23 protein-coding genes are annotated in these 19,856 nt (G+C 73.9%); 9 read left to right on the forward strand and 14 right to left on the reverse strand.

All coding sequences use genetic code 11. The annotated features are described in order from the left end of the window. The first annotated feature begins 84 nt into the window (after positions 1 to 84). The 3 genes from AC4H2S_RS20485 to AC4H2S_RS20495 all read left to right on the forward strand — a co-directional run bounded on the left by AC4H2S_RS20485 (position 85) and on the right by AC4H2S_RS20495 (position 3,213). A complete protein-coding gene (locus AC4H2S_RS20485; protein WP_491498836.1) occupies positions 85 to 969 on the forward strand; it encodes an HAD family hydrolase in 885 nt (294 codons plus the stop codon). An 86-nt stretch (positions 970 to 1,055) separates the two neighbouring features. Next, the gene (locus AC4H2S_RS20490) at positions 1,056 to 1,844 is read left to right on the forward strand and encodes a sigma-70 family RNA polymerase sigma factor (RefSeq protein WP_491498837.1); all 789 of its coding nucleotides are present in this window, start codon (positions 1,056 to 1,058) and stop codon (positions 1,842 to 1,844) included. Between the two features lie 79 nt (positions 1,845 to 1,923). Then, the gene (locus tag AC4H2S_RS20495) at positions 1,924 to 3,213 is read left to right on the forward strand and encodes a DUF5667 domain-containing protein (protein WP_491498838.1); all 1,290 of its coding nucleotides are present in this window, start codon (positions 1,924 to 1,926) and stop codon (positions 3,211 to 3,213) included. Here the strand turns inward: AC4H2S_RS20495 and AC4H2S_RS20500 are convergent. From AC4H2S_RS20500 to AC4H2S_RS20540, 9 genes are all read right to left on the reverse strand, one after another. After that, positions 3,210 to 4,466 carry a lysophospholipid acyltransferase family protein gene (locus AC4H2S_RS20500; RefSeq protein ID WP_491498839.1) on the reverse strand — a complete coding sequence of 419 codons (1,257 nt, stop codon included), beginning with the start codon at positions 4,464 to 4,466 and terminating at the stop codon, positions 3,210 to 3,212. The two genes, AC4H2S_RS20495 and AC4H2S_RS20500, sit on opposite strands and share 4 nt — an antisense overlap. Before the next feature lies 1 nt (position 4,467). Further along, entirely contained in the window at positions 4,468 to 5,433 is a 966-nt protein-coding gene (locus AC4H2S_RS20505; protein WP_491498840.1) for an NAD-dependent epimerase/dehydratase family protein, read from the reverse strand. Between the two features lie 12 nt (positions 5,434 to 5,445). Beyond that, positions 5,446 to 5,547 carry a 30S ribosomal protein bS22 gene (locus AC4H2S_RS20510; protein WP_008356322.1) on the reverse strand — a complete coding sequence of 34 codons (102 nt, stop codon included), beginning with the start codon at positions 5,545 to 5,547 and terminating at the stop codon, positions 5,446 to 5,448. A gap of 109 nt (positions 5,548 to 5,656) precedes the next feature. Next, positions 5,657 to 5,863, reverse strand: a complete 207-nt coding sequence (locus AC4H2S_RS20515) for a helix-turn-helix domain-containing protein (RefSeq protein ID WP_491498841.1) — start codon at positions 5,861 to 5,863, stop codon at positions 5,657 to 5,659. 166 nt (positions 5,864 to 6,029) lie between these two features. Continuing rightward, positions 6,030 to 7,211, reverse strand: coding sequence for an acetoin utilization protein AcuC (locus AC4H2S_RS20520; protein ID WP_491498842.1), 1,182 nt, complete (start codon positions 7,209 to 7,211; stop codon positions 6,030 to 6,032). 48 nt (positions 7,212 to 7,259) lie between these two features. Next, positions 7,260 to 7,823 carry a hypothetical protein gene (locus AC4H2S_RS20525; protein WP_491498843.1) on the reverse strand — a complete coding sequence of 188 codons (564 nt, stop codon included), beginning with the start codon at positions 7,821 to 7,823 and terminating at the stop codon, positions 7,260 to 7,262. Beyond that, the gene (locus AC4H2S_RS20530) at positions 7,807 to 8,316 is read right to left on the reverse strand and encodes a SigE family RNA polymerase sigma factor (protein WP_491498844.1); all 510 of its coding nucleotides are present in this window, start codon (positions 8,314 to 8,316) and stop codon (positions 7,807 to 7,809) included. The genes AC4H2S_RS20525 and AC4H2S_RS20530 overlap by 17 nt, the downstream gene beginning before the upstream one ends. A gap of 91 nt (positions 8,317 to 8,407) precedes the next feature. Next, the gene (gene proC / locus AC4H2S_RS20535; protein ID WP_491498845.1) at positions 8,408 to 9,208 is read right to left on the reverse strand and encodes a pyrroline-5-carboxylate reductase; all 801 of its coding nucleotides are present in this window, start codon (positions 9,206 to 9,208) and stop codon (positions 8,408 to 8,410) included. Between the two features lie 21 nt (positions 9,209 to 9,229). Further along, positions 9,230 to 10,165 (reverse strand): proline dehydrogenase family protein, encoded by a 936-nt coding sequence (locus tag AC4H2S_RS20540; RefSeq protein ID WP_491498846.1) that lies wholly within the window; start codon positions 10,163 to 10,165, stop codon positions 9,230 to 9,232. An 82-nt stretch (positions 10,166 to 10,247) separates the two neighbouring features. On the opposite strand from AC4H2S_RS20540, the gene AC4H2S_RS20545 reads away from it, so the two are divergent. Beyond that, positions 10,248 to 10,652 carry a hypothetical protein gene (locus tag AC4H2S_RS20545; RefSeq protein WP_491498847.1) on the forward strand — a complete coding sequence of 135 codons (405 nt, stop codon included), beginning with the start codon at positions 10,248 to 10,250 and terminating at the stop codon, positions 10,650 to 10,652. Here the strand turns inward: AC4H2S_RS20545 and AC4H2S_RS20550 are convergent. The 5 genes from AC4H2S_RS20550 to AC4H2S_RS20570 form a co-directional block, all read right to left on the reverse strand. Then, a complete protein-coding gene (locus tag AC4H2S_RS20550) occupies positions 10,633 to 11,370 on the reverse strand; it encodes an ABC transporter permease (RefSeq protein WP_491498848.1) in 738 nt (245 codons plus the stop codon). The two genes, AC4H2S_RS20545 and AC4H2S_RS20550, sit on opposite strands and share 20 nt — an antisense overlap. Then, the gene (locus AC4H2S_RS20555) at positions 11,367 to 12,086 is read right to left on the reverse strand and encodes an ABC transporter ATP-binding protein (RefSeq protein ID WP_491498849.1); all 720 of its coding nucleotides are present in this window, start codon (positions 12,084 to 12,086) and stop codon (positions 11,367 to 11,369) included. Before AC4H2S_RS20555 ends, AC4H2S_RS20550 begins: the two co-directional genes overlap by 4 nt. A gap of 65 nt (positions 12,087 to 12,151) precedes the next feature. Next, complete coding sequence (locus AC4H2S_RS20560) at positions 12,152 to 12,754, reverse strand: TetR/AcrR family transcriptional regulator (RefSeq protein ID WP_491498850.1); 603 nt, start codon at positions 12,752 to 12,754, stop codon at positions 12,152 to 12,154. Beyond that, positions 12,751 to 13,548 carry a sugar phosphate isomerase/epimerase family protein gene (locus tag AC4H2S_RS20565; RefSeq protein WP_491498851.1) on the reverse strand — a complete coding sequence of 266 codons (798 nt, stop codon included), beginning with the start codon at positions 13,546 to 13,548 and terminating at the stop codon, positions 12,751 to 12,753. The genes AC4H2S_RS20560 and AC4H2S_RS20565 overlap by 4 nt, the downstream gene beginning before the upstream one ends. Beyond that, positions 13,545 to 14,489, reverse strand: a complete 945-nt coding sequence (locus AC4H2S_RS20570) for a Ppx/GppA family phosphatase (RefSeq protein WP_491498852.1) — start codon at positions 14,487 to 14,489, stop codon at positions 13,545 to 13,547. Before AC4H2S_RS20570 ends, AC4H2S_RS20565 begins: the two co-directional genes overlap by 4 nt. A gap of 26 nt (positions 14,490 to 14,515) precedes the next feature. On the opposite strand from AC4H2S_RS20570, the gene AC4H2S_RS20575 reads away from it, so the two are divergent. The 5 genes from AC4H2S_RS20575 (at position 14,516) to AC4H2S_RS20595 (ending at position 19,855) form a co-directional block, all read left to right on the forward strand. Further along, a complete protein-coding gene (locus AC4H2S_RS20575; protein WP_491498853.1) occupies positions 14,516 to 15,298 on the forward strand; it encodes a DUF3109 family protein in 783 nt (260 codons plus the stop codon). A gap of 78 nt (positions 15,299 to 15,376) precedes the next feature. After that, positions 15,377 to 16,570 carry an inositol-3-phosphate synthase gene (locus AC4H2S_RS20580; protein ID WP_491498854.1) on the forward strand — a complete coding sequence of 398 codons (1,194 nt, stop codon included), beginning with the start codon at positions 15,377 to 15,379 and terminating at the stop codon, positions 16,568 to 16,570. Continuing rightward, positions 16,567 to 18,312, forward strand: coding sequence for a TIM barrel protein (locus tag AC4H2S_RS20585; RefSeq protein WP_491498855.1), 1,746 nt, complete (start codon positions 16,567 to 16,569; stop codon positions 18,310 to 18,312). The genes AC4H2S_RS20580 and AC4H2S_RS20585 overlap by 4 nt, the downstream gene beginning before the upstream one ends. Continuing rightward, positions 18,309 to 18,980, forward strand: a complete 672-nt coding sequence (locus AC4H2S_RS20590) for an EboA domain-containing protein (RefSeq protein ID WP_491498856.1) — start codon at positions 18,309 to 18,311, stop codon at positions 18,978 to 18,980. The genes AC4H2S_RS20585 and AC4H2S_RS20590 overlap by 4 nt, the downstream gene beginning before the upstream one ends. After that, positions 18,980 to 19,855 (forward strand): TatD family hydrolase, encoded by an 876-nt coding sequence (locus tag AC4H2S_RS20595; protein WP_491498857.1) that lies wholly within the window; start codon positions 18,980 to 18,982, stop codon positions 19,853 to 19,855. The genes AC4H2S_RS20590 and AC4H2S_RS20595 overlap by 1 nt, the downstream gene beginning before the upstream one ends. Position 19,856: the final 1 nt, after the last annotated feature.

Consider the following 19,856-nt stretch of genomic DNA (forward strand, 5'->3'; position numbering starts at 1 on the left):
AACCCACGAACATGTGTGAGTGAGGCCCCGGCCCGCAACCAACTCAGGACGAGCCGGTCAATCCATACCGTCTAGGCTGGCCGGGTGACCCCGTCCGAGCGACCCCGGCGCCTCAACCTCCAGCAGCGCTCGGCCCTCGCGGGGGAGGCAGCGGCGGCCTCCGCGGACGTCGAGAACGCGCTCCTCACCCCGGTCGACCCCACCGCGGCGGCGTTCTTCGACGTCGACAACACGGTGATGCAGGGCGCGAGCATCTTCCACCTCGCCCGCGGCCTCTACCGCCGCCAGTTCTTCACCACCCGCGAGATCGCCTCGGCCGCGTGGAAGCAGGCCTACTTCCGGGTCGCCGGCGTCGAGGACCCCGAGCACGTCGCCGAGGCGCGCGCGTCGGCGCTGTCCTTCATCGCCGGCCACACCACCGCAGAGCTCGAGGAGCTCACCGAGGAGATCTTCGACGAGGGGATGGCGCACCGCATCTGGCCGGGCACCCGCGCCCTGGCCCAGCTCCACCTCGACGAGGGCCAGCGGGTCTGGCTGGTGACGGCCGCGCCGATCGAGATCGCCAGCGTCATCGCCCGGCGCCTCGGGCTCACCGGCGCCATGGGCACGGTCGCCGAGCACGTCGACGGCGTCTACACCGGCCGCCTCGTCGGCGACCTGCTGCACGGCCCCGCCAAGGCCGAGGCGATCCGGGCGCTCGCCGCCCGCGAGGGCCTCGACCTCTCCCGCTGCTCGGCCTACTCCGACTCGAGCAACGACCTCCCGATGCTCTCCCTGGTCGGCGACCCGTGCGCCATCAACCCCGACGCCCGCCTGCGCGCGCACGCCAAGGCCCACGGCTGGCGCGTCCACGACTACCGCACCGGCCGCAAGGCCGCCCGCGCCGGCCTGCTGGGTGCGGCGGCCGCGGGCGCGGTCACCGGAGCCGTCGCCGCCGGTGTCGGCCTGCGCGGACGCCGCGCGTCGTGAGGCTGTAACCGGCAGTTGCCCGCGGGTTCACACGACCCCCGCAGCGACCTATCGTGGGGCTCGCTGCAACCGGGAGGGGACACCGCATGCGGTCGACGACGGACCTACCGCATGCCTTCGACGAGGGCATGGACGCGCTCCGGCGCGCGGTCCTCGCTGCCCTCGGCGCCTCCCCGGCCTTCGAGCCCGCCGGCCGTCCCACCGGGCACGTCCTGCTCGCCGAGGCGGCTGCTCCCGGGGCCTCGGTCGGCGGCTCCTCCGGCGGACCGGGTCGCGTCGGCGACGAGGACCGGGCCACGTCGTCGGAGGGCGACGAGGCCGAGCGCGAGCGCCTGATCGCGCTGGTGGAGCTCGCGCGCTCGGGCGACAAGGACGCCTTCGGCCTCCTCTACGACCACTACCAGGCCTCGGTCTACCGGTTCCTCTACCACCGCACGCGGTCCCAGACCCTCGCCGAGGACCTCGCCTCGGAGACGTTCTTCCGCGCGCTGCGCAGCATGAACAGCTTCCGCTGGCAGGGCAAGGACTTCGGCGCCTGGCTGATGACCATCGCGCGCAACCTCACCACCGACCACTTCAAGGCCGGGCGCACCCGCCTCGAGGTGACCACCGAGGACATGACCCCGCACGACGACGCCACCGAGGGGCCCGAGGCCGCGGTGATCGCGAGCCTCACCAACGAGGTGCTCCTCGAGGCGCTCGCCGAGCTGCCCACCGAGCAGCGCGAGTGCCTCATCATGCGGTTCCTCCAGGGCTTCTCGATCGCCGAGACGGCGCTGGCGCTCGGCCGCTCCGACGGCGCGGTCAAGCAGCTGCAGCTGCGCGGCGTACGCAACCTGGCCACGCTGATGCCGGAGGGGTTGAGGGACGCATGACCCGCTCCGTAACCCCTGCCGCGTCTGGCTCGTTCCCCACTCGGGGAGGAACCGCCAGCAGTGAGACAGGACGACCGCGATGATCCCCGCCTTCTCGAGCCGTCGGCGCGCCGCCGAGTTCGAGGCGCTCCTGTCCCGGGACCCCGGCCGCGAGCTCACCGAGCGCGAGGCCCAGCAGTACGCCCCGCTGCTCGACGTCGTCGCCGACCTCCGCGACGTGCCACCCGTGGAGGCCAGGCCCGAGTTCGTCGCGTCGCTGCGCGAGCGGCTGATGGCCGAGGCCGACACCGCCCTGGCCCGGCAGCCCGCGGCACCCGAGCGGCTGGCGATGCCCGCCCCCTCGCGCACGCGCCGCCGCACCATCGGCGCCCTGCTGGGTGGCGCGGCCCTCGTCGGCTCCGCGGCCACGATGGCCGTCGCGGCCCAGTCCGCCCTGCCGGGCGAGTCGCTCTACGGCGTCAAGCGCGGGATCGAGTCGGCCCAGGTGCGCCTCGCCGACGACGACGCCGGCCGCGGGCGCACCCTGCTCGCACAGGCCGAGACCCGGCTCGCGGAGGTCGAGGAGCTCGCCGCCGGCACCGAGGCCGGCCGCGACCGGCTCGTCCCCGACACCCTCGACGCGTTCACCGACCAGTCGAGCGACGGCGTGCGCAGCCTGCTGTCGGCCTACGAGGCCACCGGCAGTGACCGCGACGCACAGCTCGCCCGCGACTTCACGGCCACGAGCATGGAGCGGCTCGAGCGGCTCGAGCGGCTCGACGGCGAGCTGCCCGCCAGCGCCCGCGACGCCCTGCTGGCCGCCGGACGCACCCTCGCCGACCTCGACCTGGAGGTCAGCACCACCTGCCGCAGCTGCGCGGGCGGCATCACCACGACGCCGGAGTTCCTCCTCACCAGCGCGCCCGCCGACCTGGTCGCCGGCCTCGACGTCGACCAGCTGACGCTCGAGGGCGCCCCCATCTCCGGGCAGGACCTCACCGGGATCCAGGTGCCCGAGGCGCTCGAGCCGCAGCAGGGCGTGCCGACGCCCCGGCCGTCGGGCTCCGTCCGGCCGACGCCGACCCCCACCCTGCCCGTCCCGACCGGCACCGACCCCCCGAAGCCCGAGCCGACCAAGCCGGAGCCGACGCGGCCGGTCAAGGACCTCAGCGACGACCTCACCGACACGGTCACCGGCACGACCGGCGCCCTGACCGACACCACCGGCGCCCTGACCGGGCAGATCGACGACGCCACGGGCGGCGCCCTGGGCGGGCTCACGTCCGGCGTCGACGACGCCACCGGGGGCCTCATCGGCGAGGTCACCGGCACGCTCAACGGGGTCACCGGTGGCACCCTCGGCAACGCGACGGGCGGGCTGCTGCCCTAGCCGAAGACGCTGCCGCGCTCGCGGAGCAGGCTGAACAGGGTGTGCTGGATGGTCTCGCGCACCTGGTCGGTGACGTTGAAGACCAGCATCGGGTCCTCGGCCTCGCCCGGCTCGTAGGCGTCGGTGCGGATCGGCTCGCCGAACTCCAGGATCCACTTCGAGGGCAGCGGCACCAGGCCGAGCGGGCCCAGCCACGGGAAGAACGGCGTGATCGGGACGTAGGGCAACCCGAGGAGCCGCGCCAGCGTCGGCACGTTGCCGACGAGGGGGTAGATCTCCTCGGCGCCGACCACGGACAACGGGATGATCGGCACGCCGGTGCGCAGGGCCGCCGAGACGAACCCGCCGCGGCCGAAGCGCTGGAGCCGGTAGCGCTCGGCGAACGGCTTGCCGATGCCCTTGAAGCCCTCCGGCCAGACCCCGACGAGCTCGCCGCCGGAGAGCATCCGCTCCGCGTCCTCGGTGCAGGCGAGGGTGGCCCCGCCCTTGCGCGCCAGCGAGCTGACGAACGGCAGCCGGAAGACCAGGTCCGCCCCGAGCGGGCGCAGGAACCGCCCGGTGCGGTCGTGCACGGTCAGCATGGTCATCAGCCCGTCGAGGGGCACCGTGCCGGAGTGGTTGGAGACCACGAGCGCACCGCCCTCGGCCGGGAGGTTGTCGAGCCCGCGCACCTCGAGCCGGAACCACTTCTCCGCCACCGGGCGCAGCGCGGCCATGAAGAACCGCTCGGTGAGCTCGCTGTCGAAGCCGTAGTCGTCGACCTCGTAGTCGCCCTCGAGGCGACGGCGGCAGAACGCCATCAGCTCGGCCAGGCGTCGCTCCCAGTCGGCCCCGAAGACCTCGTGGGCCGCGCCCTGCAGCGCCGCGACCCAGTCGCCGAGAGGGATCCCGGTGGTCGGGGCCTCCCCGGCCCGGGCCGGCTCGTCGCGGGTCGCCCCGGTCGTCGCACCGATCGTCGCCCCGGTCGTCCCACCGCGTGGCTCGGCACCCGGGTCCGCCCCGGGGTTGCCGGCGGCGTCACCCGTCGCACTCCTCGTCGGCTTGGACGTCGACTTGGACGTCGGCTTGGGCCTCGGCTTGGGCATCGGTCTGCCGCTCGTCCCGCTCGCGCCGGTCCGGCGCGGGGACGGGGCGAGGTCGCGGGCGGCCGAGGAGGGCCGCGCGCGACCGGTGCCGCGGCCGGGGCGGCCGCCGGTGCCGATCGGGATGACGACGGCGTCGTCGCCCTCGGGGCGTCGCGCTTCTCCGGGCACGTCAGGCTCCTTCCCTCGCGGGCACCAGCTCGCGGCAGAAGTCGGCGAACGCCTCGGCCGTGGTGAAGCGCGGCTCGAAGCCGAGCTCGGTGCGCATCCGGGTGGTGTCCACCCCTCGACCGTAGGTGAGGAACCCCAGCTGCTCGGGCGAGAAGTCGGAGACCCGGGCCTGGCGCATGGTGGCGCCGAGTCGCCCGACGGCGAAGCCCGGCAGGGCCACCGACGGCTTGCCGAGGCGGCGTACGGCCTGGCTCAGGGTCATCACCCCGTCGCCGGCGACGTTGAAGGTGCCCGGGACCCCGCGGGTGGCCGCGTGGCGCAGCACCCGCATCAGGTCGTCCTCGTGCAGCAGCTGCAGGCGCGGGTCGAAGCCCAGCACCCGGGGGATGACGGGCAGCCGGAAGTAGCCGGTGAGCGGGCTGGTGACGTGGGGGCCGACGACGTTGGCAGCCCGGATCATCGTGACGTCGACGTCGGGACGACGGCGGGCGAAGCCGCGCACGTAGCCCTCGATCTCGTAGACGTCCTTGCCGTAGCCCGAGGAGGGCAGGCGCTTGGGCCCCATGTCCTCGGTGAACATCGCCGGGTCGCGGGGTCCGGAGCCGTAGACGGTGGTCGTCGACTTCACCACCAGGCGCTCCAGCGTCGCCGACCTCTGGCACGCAGCGAGCAGCTGCATGGAGCCGATGACGTTGAGCTCCTTCATCATCCCCCGCCCGCCGGCGGAGCCGGGCGTGGCGATCACGCTCATGTGGACGACGGTGTCGACGTCCTCCTTGGCGATGACCTTGGCGATGACCGGGTTGCGGATGTCGGCACGGACGAAGGAGACGTCGCCGATGTCACCACGCGGCGGGACGGCGTCCACGCCGATGACTCGATCGATGGACGGGTCGGCAGCCGCGGCGCGCGCGAATCGTCGCCCGATGTCCCGGGAGATCCCGGTGACCAGCACGACCCGCCCCATGGTCGAGGGGTGTTACTTGCCGAGCTTGCGCCGCTGGACGCGCGTCTTCTTGAGAAGCTTGCGGTGCTTCTTCTTGGCCATGCGCTTGCGCCGCTTCTTGATGACAGAACCCACGTGATTCAGACCTTTCCTTGCGACCGACGTGTGCGTCGGTCGGACCCGCACACCCTACTTGCCGGGTACGGGGACCGAGGAATCGAGTCGGACCCGTGGATCCCGCGGATCAACCGGCGTTGTAGAAGCTCTTGCGGAGGTACTCGTTGACGTCGTCCTCGCGGACGCGGAACGAACGGCCCACGCGGACCGCGGGCAGCTCACCGCCGTGCACGAGCCGGTAGACCGTCATCTTCGAGACCCGCATGCGGGCCGCGACCTCGGCGATGGTCAGGAAATGCGCCTCGGACAGGTCGCCTGGAGTGTTGTCAGCCATGGTGTGTGCACCGATCCTTCTGTGCGGAACGGCGCCGGCTTCCCCACCGGCGTCACAGGCGTGCCGCTCCCGCTGACAATAGGGCTCGCGTGACGCGTGGGGAAGAGGAACGCTGGAGAAACTTGTGGGACGTCGGCGTGTCGGGTTGCATCCGACGCATCGCGGCTCAGGGCATCGGGTCGAGGCCGTGCAGCGGGAACACCTCGTTGCGGGTGGCGTTGATGGCCCGGTCCAGCCAGGTCTCGGGGTCGTAGCCCGACGACCAGTCGCGGTAGGCCGGGGTCCGGCCGTCGGTCATCCGGTGCGGCGGGGTGGCGCCGAGCACCTCCTCGACGTACGCACGCCACCCGGGCGGCGTCGGCAGCGCGGGGTCGAGCGGGGAGCCCGCGACGATCGCCAACAGGTGCGTCCACGCGCGCGGCACGACGTCGACGACGGAGTAGCCGCCACCCCCGGTGACGACCCAGCGGCCCTCGGCCACCTCGTGCGCCAGCTCGTGCAGCGCGAGGTAGGCAGCGCGCTGGCCGTCCACGCTCAGCATCATGTGCGCGAGCGGATCGTTCATGTGGGAGTCGCAGCCGTGCTGGGTGACGAGCACCTGGGGCGCGAACTCCCGCAGCACCGGGGGCACGACCGCGTGGAAGGCGCGCAGCCACCCGGCGTCGGAGGTGCCGGGCGGCAGGGCCACGTTGACCGCCGTGCCCTCGGCGCCCTTGCCCCCGACGTCGCTCGGGAAGCCGGTGCCGGGGAAGAGCATCTGCCCGGTCTCGTGCAGGGAGACGGTCAGCACGCGCGGGTCGTCCCAGAAGATCTTCTCGACGCCGTCGCCGTGGTGGACGTCGATGTCGACGTAGGCCACCCGCTCGGCGCCGTCGGCGAGCAGCTGGGTGATCCCGACCGCCACGTCGTTGTAGATGCAGAAGCCGCTCGCCTTGTGGGGCATCGCGTGGTGCAGGCCGCCGGCGATGTTGACCGAGTGCAGCGACTCCCCGCTCCACACCTGGCGGAACGCCTCCAGGCTCGCCCCCACCACGTGGGCGCTGGCGCGGTGCATGTCGGCGAAGACGGGGTCGTCGTCCGTGCCGAGGCCGCGCGCGGCGTCCTCGAAGCCGGGCGTGGCCCCGGCCCGGGTGACGGCGTCGATGAGGCCGCGCTCGTGCACGGTGGCGATCTGGTCGTCGGTGGCGACCGGGGCGTCGACCCGCTTGATGCCGGCCAGCACGCCGAGCTCGTCGGCCAGGCGCATCGTCAGGTCGACGCGCACCGGTGACATCGGGTGGGTGGGACCGAAGTCGTACTCCGCCAGGGTCTGGTCGAAGACCACTGACGCAGGCCCGGCGCACTCCATGCGGCGGACGTTACTCCCACCCCGGCGGCTGTCCGAGCGCCGGGACGATCACGACGGCCGGCCGGTGCGCGCGATCGACTCCATCTGCTCGACGCTGAGCGACGGCGAGGCGAGCCCCATGAGCCGTCCGCCCCACCGCACGGGCGACTGCACCAGCAGGGCGGTCGACCCGGTGGCGGGGTCGGTGCCGACCCACACCTTCGCGGAGGCGCCGGCCTCGAGCTCGACGGGGCGCGCCCAGTCGGGCAGCTGCCCGGGGTCGTAGACGTGTAGGAGCTGGTCCCCCACGGCGACGTCGTCGGCGTCCCGCTCGACGGTGAAGGTCATCCCGGCGAGCCGGATCTCCTCGGTCACCGTGCGCACGCCGGCCGGCGACGAGGAGGCGTCGGCCGCCGTCGGCGACGGGGCGGGGGGCGCCGTCGAGGGGCCGGCGGAGCCGGCCACCAGCGCGGCGGCGGCCACCGCTCCCGCGACCGGGAGGGCCAGCAGCCCCGGACGGACCCACGCGGGCCGGGTCCGCGCCCGCGGGACGGGGCCGGCGTAGGTGAGGTCGGCGGCGTCCTCGGCGAACGCGGCGCGGAGCTGGCGGGTCAGGTCATCGTCGGTGAGCATCGGTCTTCTCCCTGTCACTGGTGAGTGCGGCCCGGAGTCGCTCCAGGGCGCGTGCGGTCTGTGACTTGACGGTCCCCGTCGAGCACCCGAGCGCCGCGGCGGTGTCGGCGACGCTGAGGTCGTCGAAGTACCGCAGCACCAGCACCGCGCGCTGCCCGGCGGGCAGCTGCCGGGCGGCGCGCAGGATCTGGTCGCGGTCGGCCACCCCGTCGGTCACCGGCACCGCCACGTCGGCCTCCAGCGGAGCCTCGCCCGGACGCCGGCCCATCGCGCGCCAGCGGTCCTTGGCGAGGTTGACGACCACGCGCCTGGCGTACGCCTCGGGCTCGCGCCGTGCGCTCGACCAGCGGCGCGCGGTGCGCAGCAGGGCCGTCTGCACGATGTCCTCGGCGTGTCCGCGGTCCCCGCACAGCAGGTACGCCGTGCGGAGCAGCCGGTCGGAGGACCGGCGGACGAACGCGTCGAAGGCGGGCTGCTCGGCGCGGGCGATCATCGGGTTCGGTCTTTCGTCACACCCACCAGAACTCCGCCCCCGGCGGCCGGGTTGTCGCGCGTGGCGACGGAGTCGGTCCGCCGCGGATCGCTCAGCTGCCCTCGGCCAGCTCGCGGGACCGGTTGCGGGCGGCCTCCATGGCGGCCAGGAAGGCGGCGCGGACGCGGTGGACCTCCAGCTCGCGCAGCGCGGAGGCGGTCGTGCCGCCGGGGGAGGTCACCTGCTCGCGCAGCACGACGGGGTGGCTCCCGGTCTCGCGCAGCATCGCGGCGGAGCCGACGAGCGTCTGCACGACCAGGTCGGTCGCCGTGGCCCGGGGCAGCCCCAGGTGCACGCCCGCCTCGATCATCGACTCGACGACGAAGAAGATGTAGGCCGGGCCCGAGCCGGAGATCGCGGTGACGGCGTCCATCTGCTTCTCGGGGATGCGCAGCACCTTGCCGGTCGACGCCATCAGCGACTCGGCCTCGGCGAGGTGCGACTCGTCGCAGTGCGAGCCGGGAGCGATCGCGGCCATCCCCTCGTCGACGAGCGCCGGGGTGTTGGGCATGACGCGCACGACGGCGACCCCGTCGGGCACGCGCGACTCGATGAACGACGTCGTGATGCCGGCCGCCAGCGAGACCAGCAGCTGGCCGGCCCGCAGCTCGGGGGAGATCTCCTCCAGGACGTCGGCCATGTCCTGCGGCTTGACCACCAGCGCCACGGTGTCGGACTTGGCGGCGGCCTCGCGGTTGGAGACCACGGCAACGCCGTAGCGCTCCTCGAGCTCGCGGGCCCGCTCGGCCCGCTTCTCGCCGACCATGAGCTGGTCGACGCGCCGCCCGGCGCGTACCAGTCCGGACAGCAGGGTCTCCCCCATCACGCCGGCGCCGATGATCCCTGTGCTCATGGCGGCAATCTACTGCGTCGGCTACTTCTTCGAGATCAGCGAGCGCGCGAAGAATGCGAGGTTGCTCGGCTTCTCGGCGAGGCGGCGCATCAGGTAGCCGTACCACTCGGTGCCATAGGGGATGTAGACGCGCACCGTCTCGCCCGCCGCGGCCAGGCGCTTCTGCTCCTCGGGCCGGATGCCGTAGAGCATCTGGAACTCGTAGGTGCCCGGGCGGCGGCCGAAGCGGCTCGCCAGCGCCGAGGCGATCTTCACCATCCGCGGGTCGTGGGTGGCGATCATCGGGTAGCCCTGGCCCTCGAGCAGCACCTTGAGGCACCGCACGTAGGACTTGTCGATGTCGGCGCGCTCCTGGAAGGCGACCTGCTCGGGCTCCATGTAGGCGCCCTTGCAGAGCCGCACCCGCGAGCCCTCGTAGGCCAGCGCGCGGCAGTCGGCCTCGGTGCGGTGCAGCATCGCCTGCAGCACCGCCCCGGTCTCGGGGAAGTCCTTGCGGAGCTCGCGCAGGATCGCCAGCGTCGAGTCGGTGGTGGTGTGGTCCTCCATGTCGAGGGTCACGGTCGTGCCGGCGTTGCGGGCGGCCCGGCAGATGTCGCGCGCGTTCTCGAGCGCGACCTTGTGGCCGTTGTCGGGCAGCGACTGGCCGATGGCGCTGAGCTTGACCGAGACCTCGGCCTGGGGCGCCAGGCCCTTCGCCGCGAGGTCGGCGAGCAGCTCCTTGTAGGCGGCGACGGTGGCATCGGCCAGGGCCGCGTCGGTCGTGTCCTCGCCGAGGTAGTCGAGCGAGACCCGCAGGCCGCCCTCGACGAGCGTGGACGTCGCCGCGACCGCGTCGGCCGTCGTCTCGCCGGGCACGTAGCTCCTCACCACGGAGCTCGACACGGGCATCGTGGAGACGAGCCGCTTGACCCCCTGGCTGCGGGCGAGGAGGAGGATCGGCTGGCGGAGCAACGACATGGCGGCAAGGCTACGCCGAGCCTCCACCGAACCTTCACGGCTCCTCCACCCGTCCGGGCGGCCCCTCTCCTAGCGTCGAGGCATGACCTCGCGCCACCCCGGCCACCTCCCCGCCCGCCTCCCGTCGGCCACCGGGGCGTACGCCCTCGCGCTGGCCGTGTCGGCCGGCACCGTCGTGTTCCTGCTGCTCGGCATCGGCGCCCTGGGCATCGTGGGCGACGGCGAGCGCGACTGGCTCTACCTGGCCGCCCCGGCCGTCCTGCTCGTCGTCGCGGCGGCCACCCGCTTCCGTCCCGGCGGCATGGTGCTGGCGCTGGGGAGTGCGGCGGTGGCCACCGTCGTCGCGGGCGCGGTGGCCGTCGTGCTGGTCGTCATCGACGACACGTCGGCCTCGCTCGCCGACGTCGTGATGCTGACCGCGATGTACGCCGCCCTGTTCGCCGTGGGCGCGTGGCTCTTCAGCCGGGTCAGGGCGTCCGGCGCCTGAGGGTGGCCGCGCCCAGCGTGAGCGAGGCGATCGCGAAGCCGGCGACCACCGCCACCGAGCGCCACACCTCGCCCACGTCGGCGGCGCCGACGAGCTCCTGCATCGCGTCGACGGCGTACGACATGGGGAGCACGTCGCTGATCGCCTCGAGCACCGACGGCATCGCCTCGCGCGGCACGAAGAGCCCGCACAGCAGCACCTGCGGCAGCACGAAGGCCGGCATGAACTGCACCGCCTGGAACTCGGTGGTCGCGAAGGCGCTGACCAGCAGGCCGAGCGCGGTGCCGAGGACCGCGTCGGCGACCGCGACCACGCCGAGCAGCCACACCGGGCCCTCGACGTCCAGGCCGAGCAGCCCGACGCTCACGGCCACGGCCAGCACCGACTGCACCGCGGCGAGCAGGCCGAACGCCAGCGCGTAGCCCAGCAGGAGGTCGAGCTTGCCCATCGGCATCGTCAGGAGCCGCTCGAGAGTGCCGGAGGAGCGCTCGCGCAGCGTGGTCACGCTCGTCACCAGGAACATCACGATGAAGGGGAACATCGCCAGCAGCCCCGGGCCGAAGCGGTCGAAGGCGTCGCCCGGGACGTCCTCGAACATCCACCACAGCAGGGTGATCAGGACGCACGGGACGACCATCAGCATGGCCAGCGTGCGGTGGTCGCGACGCACCTGGGTCAGCACGCGACCGGCGACGGCAAGGGTGACGCGGGGGCTCATGCGGCGTCCCCCCGCTGCTCGACGAGGCGCAGGAAGGCCTCCTCGACGTCCCGGGCGCCGGTCCGGGTGCGGACCTCCTCGGGCGAGCCGTCGGCGATGACCCGCCCCTCGCGCATCAGCAGCAGCCGGTGGCACCGCTCGGCCTCGTCCATGACGTGGCTCGACACCAGCACGGCGGCGCCTGCCTCGGCGATCCGGTGGAACAGCTCCCACAGGTCGCGGCGCAGCACGGGGTCGAGACCGACCGTCGGCTCGTCGAGCACCAGCAGGTCGGGCGTGCCGAGGAGGGCGACGGCGAGGCTGGCCCGGCTGCGCTGGCCGCCGGAGAGCCGCCCGACGACCTGGCCGCGGTGGTCGTCGAGCCCGACGGCGGCGACCGCCCGGTCCACCTGGTCGCGGTCGACGCCGAGCACGCGGGCGAAGAAGGTGAGGTTCTCGCTGACGGTCAGGTCGTCGTAGACGCTGGCGGCCTGCGTCACGTAGCCGACGCGGGTGCGCAGCGGCCGGCTGCCGGCCGGCTCCCCCAGCACCTCGACGGTGCCCGACCTGACCCGCTGCGCCCCGACCAGGCACCGCATCAGCGTGGTCTTGCCGCACCCGCTCGGGCCCAGCAGCCCGGTGACCCCGGCGGGCACGTCGAGGGAGATGCCCGGCAGCACCTCACGATCGCCACGCACCACGACGAGGTCGCGTACCTCCACGACGTTTTTCATCATGTGTTGAATTGTGCGCGCAGGGGTTTCCGCCCGTCAACCCCCTTCGGGCGCGGTGCGGGAGCGGGCTAGGGCAGGTCGCCGGTGAGGTAGTGCTGGAGCACGGGGCCGATGCGTGCCACGACGTCGTCGGCCGGCATCTGGGCCATCGCCGGGACGGCCAGGAGGTAGCGCGCGACGATCAGGCCCGCGACCTGGCTGGCCACGAGCGGCACCCGCACCTCGGGGCGGTCGGGCACGAGCGCGGCGAGCACCGGCCCGACCACGACGGGGATGAACGCGTCGCGCACCAGCCCGCCGGCGTCGTCGGCGACCAGCGAGCGGACCATCGCCAGCAGCCCCGGCTGGACCTCCGGGTCGTCCCAGACGCCCAGGAACGCACGCAGCAGCCGCTCACCGGCGCCGTCGGGCCCGGCGGCGACCACGGGCGCGAGGACCTCGCGCGGGTCGACCGGGATCTCGAGGGCGGCGACGAAGAGGTCGTCCTTGCTGCCGAAGTAGTGGTGCACCAGCGCGGGGTCGACCCCCGCCACGGCCGCGACCGCGCGGATCGTCGTCCCGCGGAAGCCCTTCTCCGCGAACGACGCCCGCGCGGCGCTGAGCACCTCGGCGCGGGTGTCGGGGGCACCGGGGCGCCGGCCCCGGGCGCGGGAGGCGGCCGGCGCGCTCACGGCGTCGACACGCCCAGGTGGGCGCGGGCGAACTCCAGCGACTCCACCAGGTCGGCCTCGCGCTCGGCGCGGTCGGCGGCCCGTCGGGTGTTGATCTCGAGCACCACGTGGCCGGCGAAGCCCGCACCGGCGAGGTGGCGCAGGAACCCCTCGGCGCCCATCACGCCGCGGCCCGGCACGAGGTGCTCGTCCCTGGCCGAGCCCGTGCCGTCGGTGAGGTGGACGTGGCGCAGGCTGGCGCCCATCCGGTCGGCCATCGCGATGACGTCGCTGTGGGCGATGGCGGCGTGGGAGAGGTCGATGGTGGTGTGGGCGTAGTCCTCCGCGCTGGGGTCCCAGCCGGGGAGGTACATCTCCATGCCGCGGCGCGAGGAGGCCCGCCACGGATACATGTTCTCGACCGCGAAGGCGATGCCGGTGCGTGCCTCGAGCGAGGCGATGCCCTCGACGAAGCCGGCGGCGTAGTCCTTCTGCCAGCGGAACGGCGGGTGCACCACGACGACGTCGGCGCCGACCGCCTCGGCCATCTCGGCCGACCGCTCGAGCTTGAGCCACGGGTCGGTGCCCCACACCCGCTGCGTGAACAGCAGGCACGGCGCGTGCACGGCGCAGATGGGGACCTCGTGGTGCTCGCTGAGCCGCTTGACCGCGTCGACCTCCTGGCTCAGCGTGTCGATGCCGACCATCACCTCGACCGCGTCGTAGCCCAGCTGCGCGGCCCACCCGAAGGCGTGCGCGGTCGACTCGGGGTAGACCGAGGCGGTGGAGAGTCCGACCAGGGGAGGCGTGGTCACCGCGGCCTCGGGACGATGGAGATCTGGTCGAGCCGCTCGAGGATCACGCCCTCGCGCAGCGCCCAGGGGCAGACCTCGAGCGCGGTCAGGTCGAAGATGTCCATGCAGGCCTCGGCGACGATCGCGCCCGGCACGATCTGGTGGGTGCGGCTCGGCGAGACGCCCGGCAGGTCGGCGAGCTCCTCGGGCGACATGTCGATGAGCTTGGGGATCCAGCCCGACAGCGCCTCCAGCTCGAGCGAGCGGGGCACGAGTGGCCCGTTGCCGCTCGGCGCGGCGCCGCAGATGCGCGCGAGCGAGCGGAACGTCTTCGAGGTGGCCGCGGCCCGGTCGGGCGAGCCCCCGCGCAGCAGGTGGCCGGCGTCGCGGGCGATCTCGGTGCGCACCAGCTTGCGCAGCTCGCGCACCTCCTCGTCGGAGGGCCGGCCGCCACCGAACCACGCCCGCGCCACCCGGGCGGCGCCGAGCGGCAGCGACCAGGCGACGTCGGGAGCCTCGTCGGAGCCGCCGGCGATCTCCAGCGAGCCGCCGCCGATGTCGAAGACCGCCAGCCGGCCGGCCGACCAGCCGAACCACCGGCGTACGGCCAGGAACGTCAGCCGCGCCTCGTCCTCGCCCGACAGCACGCCGAGCCGGACCCCGCTGTGCTCCTCGACGTGGGCGAGCACCGCGTCGGCGTTGACAGAGTCGCGCACCGCGGAGGTCGCGAAGGCGAGCATCTCCTCGCACCCCTTGTCCTCGGCGATCCGCGTCGCCGAGGCGCAGAAGTCGGTGAGGGCGTCGATCCCCTTGGCGGTGACCGCGCCGTCCTCGTCGAGGTGCTCAGCCAGGCGCAGCGGCTGCTTGTGGGAGGAGGCCGGGAGCGGCGCCGCCCCGCCGTGCGCGTCGACCACCAGCAGGTGGCCGGTGTTGGAGCCGATGTCGAGGACGCCCAGGCGCATACCCGCCACGCTACTAGGCTTGCCACGTGCCCGAAGTCGACCTCGTCTTCCCCCGCGCGTACGTCGAGTTCGCCGACCCGGCCGACGACGCCCAGGTCTTCCGCTGCGACCTGACGTGGCTGACCTCGGCCTACACCTGCATCTTCGGCAACGGCTGCCAGGGCATCTACGCCGACGCCCCCGACGTCGGCTGCTGCACCCTGGGCGCCCACTTCGCCGACCGCGACGACGAGCGCCGGGTGAAGGCCTTCGTCGCCGAGCTGGGCCCGGACGACTGGCAGCTGCACCCCGGCCGGACGGTCCGCACGTCCGACTGGGTCGACACCGACGACGACGGAGAGCGCAAGACGCGCGTGGTCGAGGTCGACGGGCAGCAGGCCTGCGTCTTCCACAACCGCACCGACTTCACCACCTCCAGCGGCCACGTCGGCGCCGGCTGCGCCCTCCACGGCCTCGCGCTGCGCCAGGGGCGCAACCCGCTCGAGACCAAGCCCGACGTGTGCTGGCAGCTGCCGATCCGCCGCCAGTTCCGCGAGGTCGAGCGGCAGGACGGCACGAGCTACACCGAGGTCTCCATCGGCGAGTACGACCGCCGCGGCTGGGGACCGGGCGGCCACGACCTCGACTGGTACTGCTCGGGCAACACCGAGGCCCACGTCGCGCCCGAGCCGGTCTACCTCACCCACGAGCCCGAGCTCGTCGCACTGATGGGCGCCGAGGCGTACGCCGAGCTGGTGCGCCACTGCGACGCGCACGTGGCTTCCCGCTCGGCGCTCGCGCTGCACCCCGCGTCACCGCGCGTGTTCTGACCGACTTCTGACCGGCAGCACGCAAAAGTCCCGGACACCCCCTCGTAAAGCGGTTGTGACGTGCATTACCTTCATCGGGTGGCCCCTTCCCCTCCTCCCCCGACCGAGGGATCCGGCCCCGCCGGCAGCCTCGGGATCTGGTTCATCGGCGCGCGTGGCTCGCTCGCCACGACCGCGACGATCGGGCTGAGCGCCCTCGCCGCCCACCTGACCGACGAGACCGGCTGCGTGTGCTCCCACGCCGACCTCGACGCCCGGGGGCTGGCGGCCTACGCCGACATCGTCGTCGGCGGGCACGACGTCGACACCCTCCCGCTCGTCAAGCAGGCCGAGCGCCTCGTGGCGGGCGGCGTCGTGCCGGGCGTCCTCGCCCGGCAGGTCGCCTCCGAGCTCGCCGACGTCGAGGCGCGGCTGCGACCCGGCGTCCGCGGCCACTCCGGCGACCAGCGCGCCGACGTCGAGCAGCTCGCGGCCGACATCCGCGACTTCGGCGCCGGCCTCGACCGCGTCGTGGTCATCGACGTCTCCAGCACCGAGGCGCCCCACGACGCCGGACCGGACGCCGCCGACTGGGCCGGCCTGCAGGACGCCTGGGCCCAGGGCCGCGCACCCCTGTCGACGAGCTCGGTCTACGCCTGCGCCGCCGTCCTGGCCGGAGCGGCCTACGTCGCCTTCACGCCGAGCCCCGGCATCGACGTCCCGGCGCTGCGCGAGCTCGCCGACGAGCGCGGGGTGGCCTACGCCGGCAGTGACGGCAAGACCGGCGAGACGCTGGTCAAGTCGGCCCTCGCCCCGATGTTCTCGACCCGCGCGCTGGCCGTGCGGTCGTGGACCTCGATCAACCTGCTCGGCGGCGGCGACGGCTCGACGCTGTCGGACCCCGCCGCCCGCGAGAGCAAGACCAGCACCAAGCGCTCGGGCCTGGAGTCGATGCTCGGCCACCCGGTGCCCGGGCCCATGCACATCGACTACGTCGAGGACCTCGGCGACTGGAAGACCGCGTGGGACCACGTCCGCTTCGACGGCTTCCTCGGCACCCGGATGACGATGCAGTTCACCTGGGAGGGCTGCGACTCGGCGCTGGCGGCGCCGCTCGTGCTCGACCTCGCCCGGCTGACCGGCCGGGCCGTCGCGGTCGGCGAGACCGGGCCGCTGTCCGCCCTCGGCTTCTTCTTCAAGCAGCCGCTGGGCTCGCAGGAGCACCGCCTCGCCCAGCAGTGGGAGACCCTGCTCTCCTGGTCGACGGCGTGCGCCGACCGGGTGGCGACGTGAGGCTCGCCGACCTCGTCGAGCTCACCCGTGCCCCCGCCGCCCTCTCGATCCCCGGGGACGCGTGGGCCGGTGCCGCGCACGCCGGGGTCGCGGGACGCGGGTGGGCGATGCCGCTCGCCTCGACGTGCCTCTACTGGTCCGGCATGGCCCTCAACGACTGGTGCGACCGCGGGATCGACGCCGACGAGCGCCCGGAGCGGCCGATCCCGTCCGGGCGGGTCGGCGCGGGAACGGCCCTCGCCGTCGCCGGCGGCCTCGGCGCGGCCGGCCTCGGCCTCGCCGCCCTGCTCGGCGGACGTTCGGCCGTGGCCGTGGCGGCGCCGCTCGCGCTGATGGTCGTCGTCTACGACGCGGCCGCCAAGGACATGGCGCTCGGTCCGCTGGCGATGGCCTCGACGCGGGGCCTCGACGTCCTGCTCGGCGCCCACGCCTCGCCCGCGGCGGCGTGGCAGCCCGCGCTCGCGATGACCGCACACACCGCCGGCCTCACCTGGCTCAGCCGCGGCGAGGTGCACGGCACCCGGCCGGAGGTCGCGGCCGTGGTGACCACCGCCACGCTGACGGTGGCCGCCGCGACGGCCCACGCCCGCGTACCGCGACCCCCACGCCGGTCGCCTCGCCCGGCTCACCGGGGTCGGCCTGTCGGCGACGTACGCCGTCGTGGTCGGCCGTGCCCAGGCCCGGGCGGTGCAGCAGCCCACGGCCCAGGCCGCGCGGGCCGCCACCCGCACCGGCATCGGCGGGTTCTCGCTGCTCCAGGGGGCGTGGCTGGCGCGCCGCGGCCGGCTCACGGCGGCCGCGACCGTCGTCGGCGCCGGACCCGCCTACCGGGCGCTGTCGCGGCGCTGGAGCCCGACGTGAGCGCGGCGGGGCGCCCCCTGCGCCTGGGCTACGGCAGCAACGGCTTCTCCGGCCACCGCTTCCCCGACGCCTGCGAGGTGATCGCCGGCCTCGGCTACGACGGCGTCGCCCTGACCCTCGACCAGCCGCACCTCGACCCGTTCGCCGACGACGCGGGTGCCCAGACCGCCCGCGCCGCGAGGTCGCTGGCCGAGCACGGGCTGGCCGTCGTCATCGAGACCGGCTCGCGCTTCGTGCTCGACCCGTGGCGCAAGCACGAGCCCACCCTGGTCAGCGACGGCGACCGCGGCCCCCGGACCGAGCTGCTGACCCGCGCCGTGCGGATCGCGGCTGAGCTCGGCGCCGAGGCGATGTCGTGCTGGTCGGGCGTGCTGCCCGAGGGCGCCAGCGCCGAGGACGGCTGGCGCCGGCTCACCGACGGCCTCGGCCCGGTGCTCGACCTCGCCCACGAGCTCGGGGTCACCGTCTGCTTCGAGCCCGAGCCCGGCATGCACGTCGACACCGTCGACGAGGCGCTCGAGCTGCGCCGCCGGCTCGGTGAGCCCGACCACCTCCGGCTCACCCTCGACCTCGGCCACCTCGTGTGCAACGAGCCGCGCAGCCCGCAGGCGTCCGTCGCCGTGGCCGGCAGCCTCATCGGCAACGTGCAGGTCGACGACATGGTCCGCGACGTGCACGAGCACCTCGAGCTCGGCCAGGGAACGCTCGACCTCGACGCCGTCCTGGGTGCGCTGGTCGCCACCGGCTTCACCGGCCTGGCCAGCGTCGAGCTGCCCCGCCACTCCCACGCGGCGCCCACGGTCGCCGCACGTCAGATCGCCGCCCTGCGGGCATCGCTCGAGCGCATCAGCACCCTCGACCGGGAAGGACCCCTGCCGTGACCGAGATCCGACCCCTCGTCGAGTTCGACACCCTCTGGGACGCCCTCGGGGACCCCGCCCGCGCGAAGCTGGAGCAGATGGGCGCCGAGGTCACGGAGAGGCCCGAGCGGCTCGACCGGTGGTTCCCGGCCGCGGCCCGGCTGACCGCCCGCGGTCCGCTCCCCGGCAACGACGACGTGCTCGTCGAGGACGCCGTGCGCGTCTGGCTCGTGCACGAGGCTGCCCGCCAAGCCTCGGCCGAGCAGCTGCTCACCGTGCTCCGCGAGGTCTACCGCTACGGCGACAACGACGAGAAGCGGGCGGTCCTGCACGCCCTGTCCGGCGCACCCGAGGAGCTCGACGGCACCGACCTGCTGCTCGACGCGCTGCGCACCAACGACACCCGGCTCGTCGCCGCGGCGATGGGCCCGCACAGCGACCGGCTCGACGACGACGCCTGGCGCCAGGGCGTGCTCAAGTGCCTGTTCACCGGCGTCCCCGTCTCCGCCGTCACCGGGCTCTCCCGGCGCGCCGACCACCGGCTGGCCGAGATGGTCCAGCGCTACCAGCGCGAGCGCGAGGCGGCCGGGCGCGAGGTACCCCTCGACGTGCAGGTCGTGCTCGACGCCTGTGCCGCCTCCTCCGAGAAGCAGCCCGAGAAGCAGCCTGAGAAGCAGAAGGACTCCTGATGCGCATCTTCGACCCCCACATCCACATGACCTCGCGCACCACCGACGACTACGAGGCCATGCACGCCGCCGGCGTCCGCGCGCTCGTCGAGCCGGCGTTCTGGCTGGGCCAGCCGCGCACCAACGTCGGCTCCTTCACCGACTACTTCGACGCGCTCGTGGGCTGGGAGAGGTTCCGCGCCTCGCAGTTCGGCATCGTCCACCACTGCACGATCGCGCTGAACCCCAAGGAGGCCAACGACCCCCGCTGCGCCGGGGTGCTCGACGTGCTCCCGCGCTACCTCGCCAAGGACGGCGTGGTGGCGGTGGGCGAGGTCGGGTTCGACTCGATGACGGTCGAGGAGGAGAAGGCGTTCGTGCGGCAGCTGGAGCTGGCGGTGGAGTTCGCGCTCCCCGCGATGGTGCACACCCCGCACCGCGACAAGGAGCAGGGCACCCGTCGCACCCTCGAGCTGGTCGCCGAGTCGGGCCTGGCCCCCGGGATGGTCGTGGTCGACCACCTCAACGAGGTCACGGTCGACCAGGTCGACGAGGCCGGCTGCTGGATGGGGTTCTCGGTCTACCCCGACACCAAGATGGACGAGCACCGCATGGTCGCGATCCTCCAGCGCCGCGGGCTCGACCGGGTGCTGGTCAACTCCGCGGCCGACTGGGGCCGCAGCGACCCCCTGAAGACCGCGAAGACCGGTGCGGCGATGCTCGAGGCGGGCTTCTCCGAGGACGACGTCGACCGGGTGCTGTGGCGCAACCCCGTGGAGTTCTTCGCCCAGAGCGGCCGGCTGATGATCGACCCCGACGCGACGGACGACGCCGCCGGCGCGGACGCCTCGGCGACCTTCGAGGGCAACTCGATCCTGCGCGGCTCGCGGGACTGAC

The organism is Nocardioides sp. Z13_37 (genome assembly GCF_058355585.1).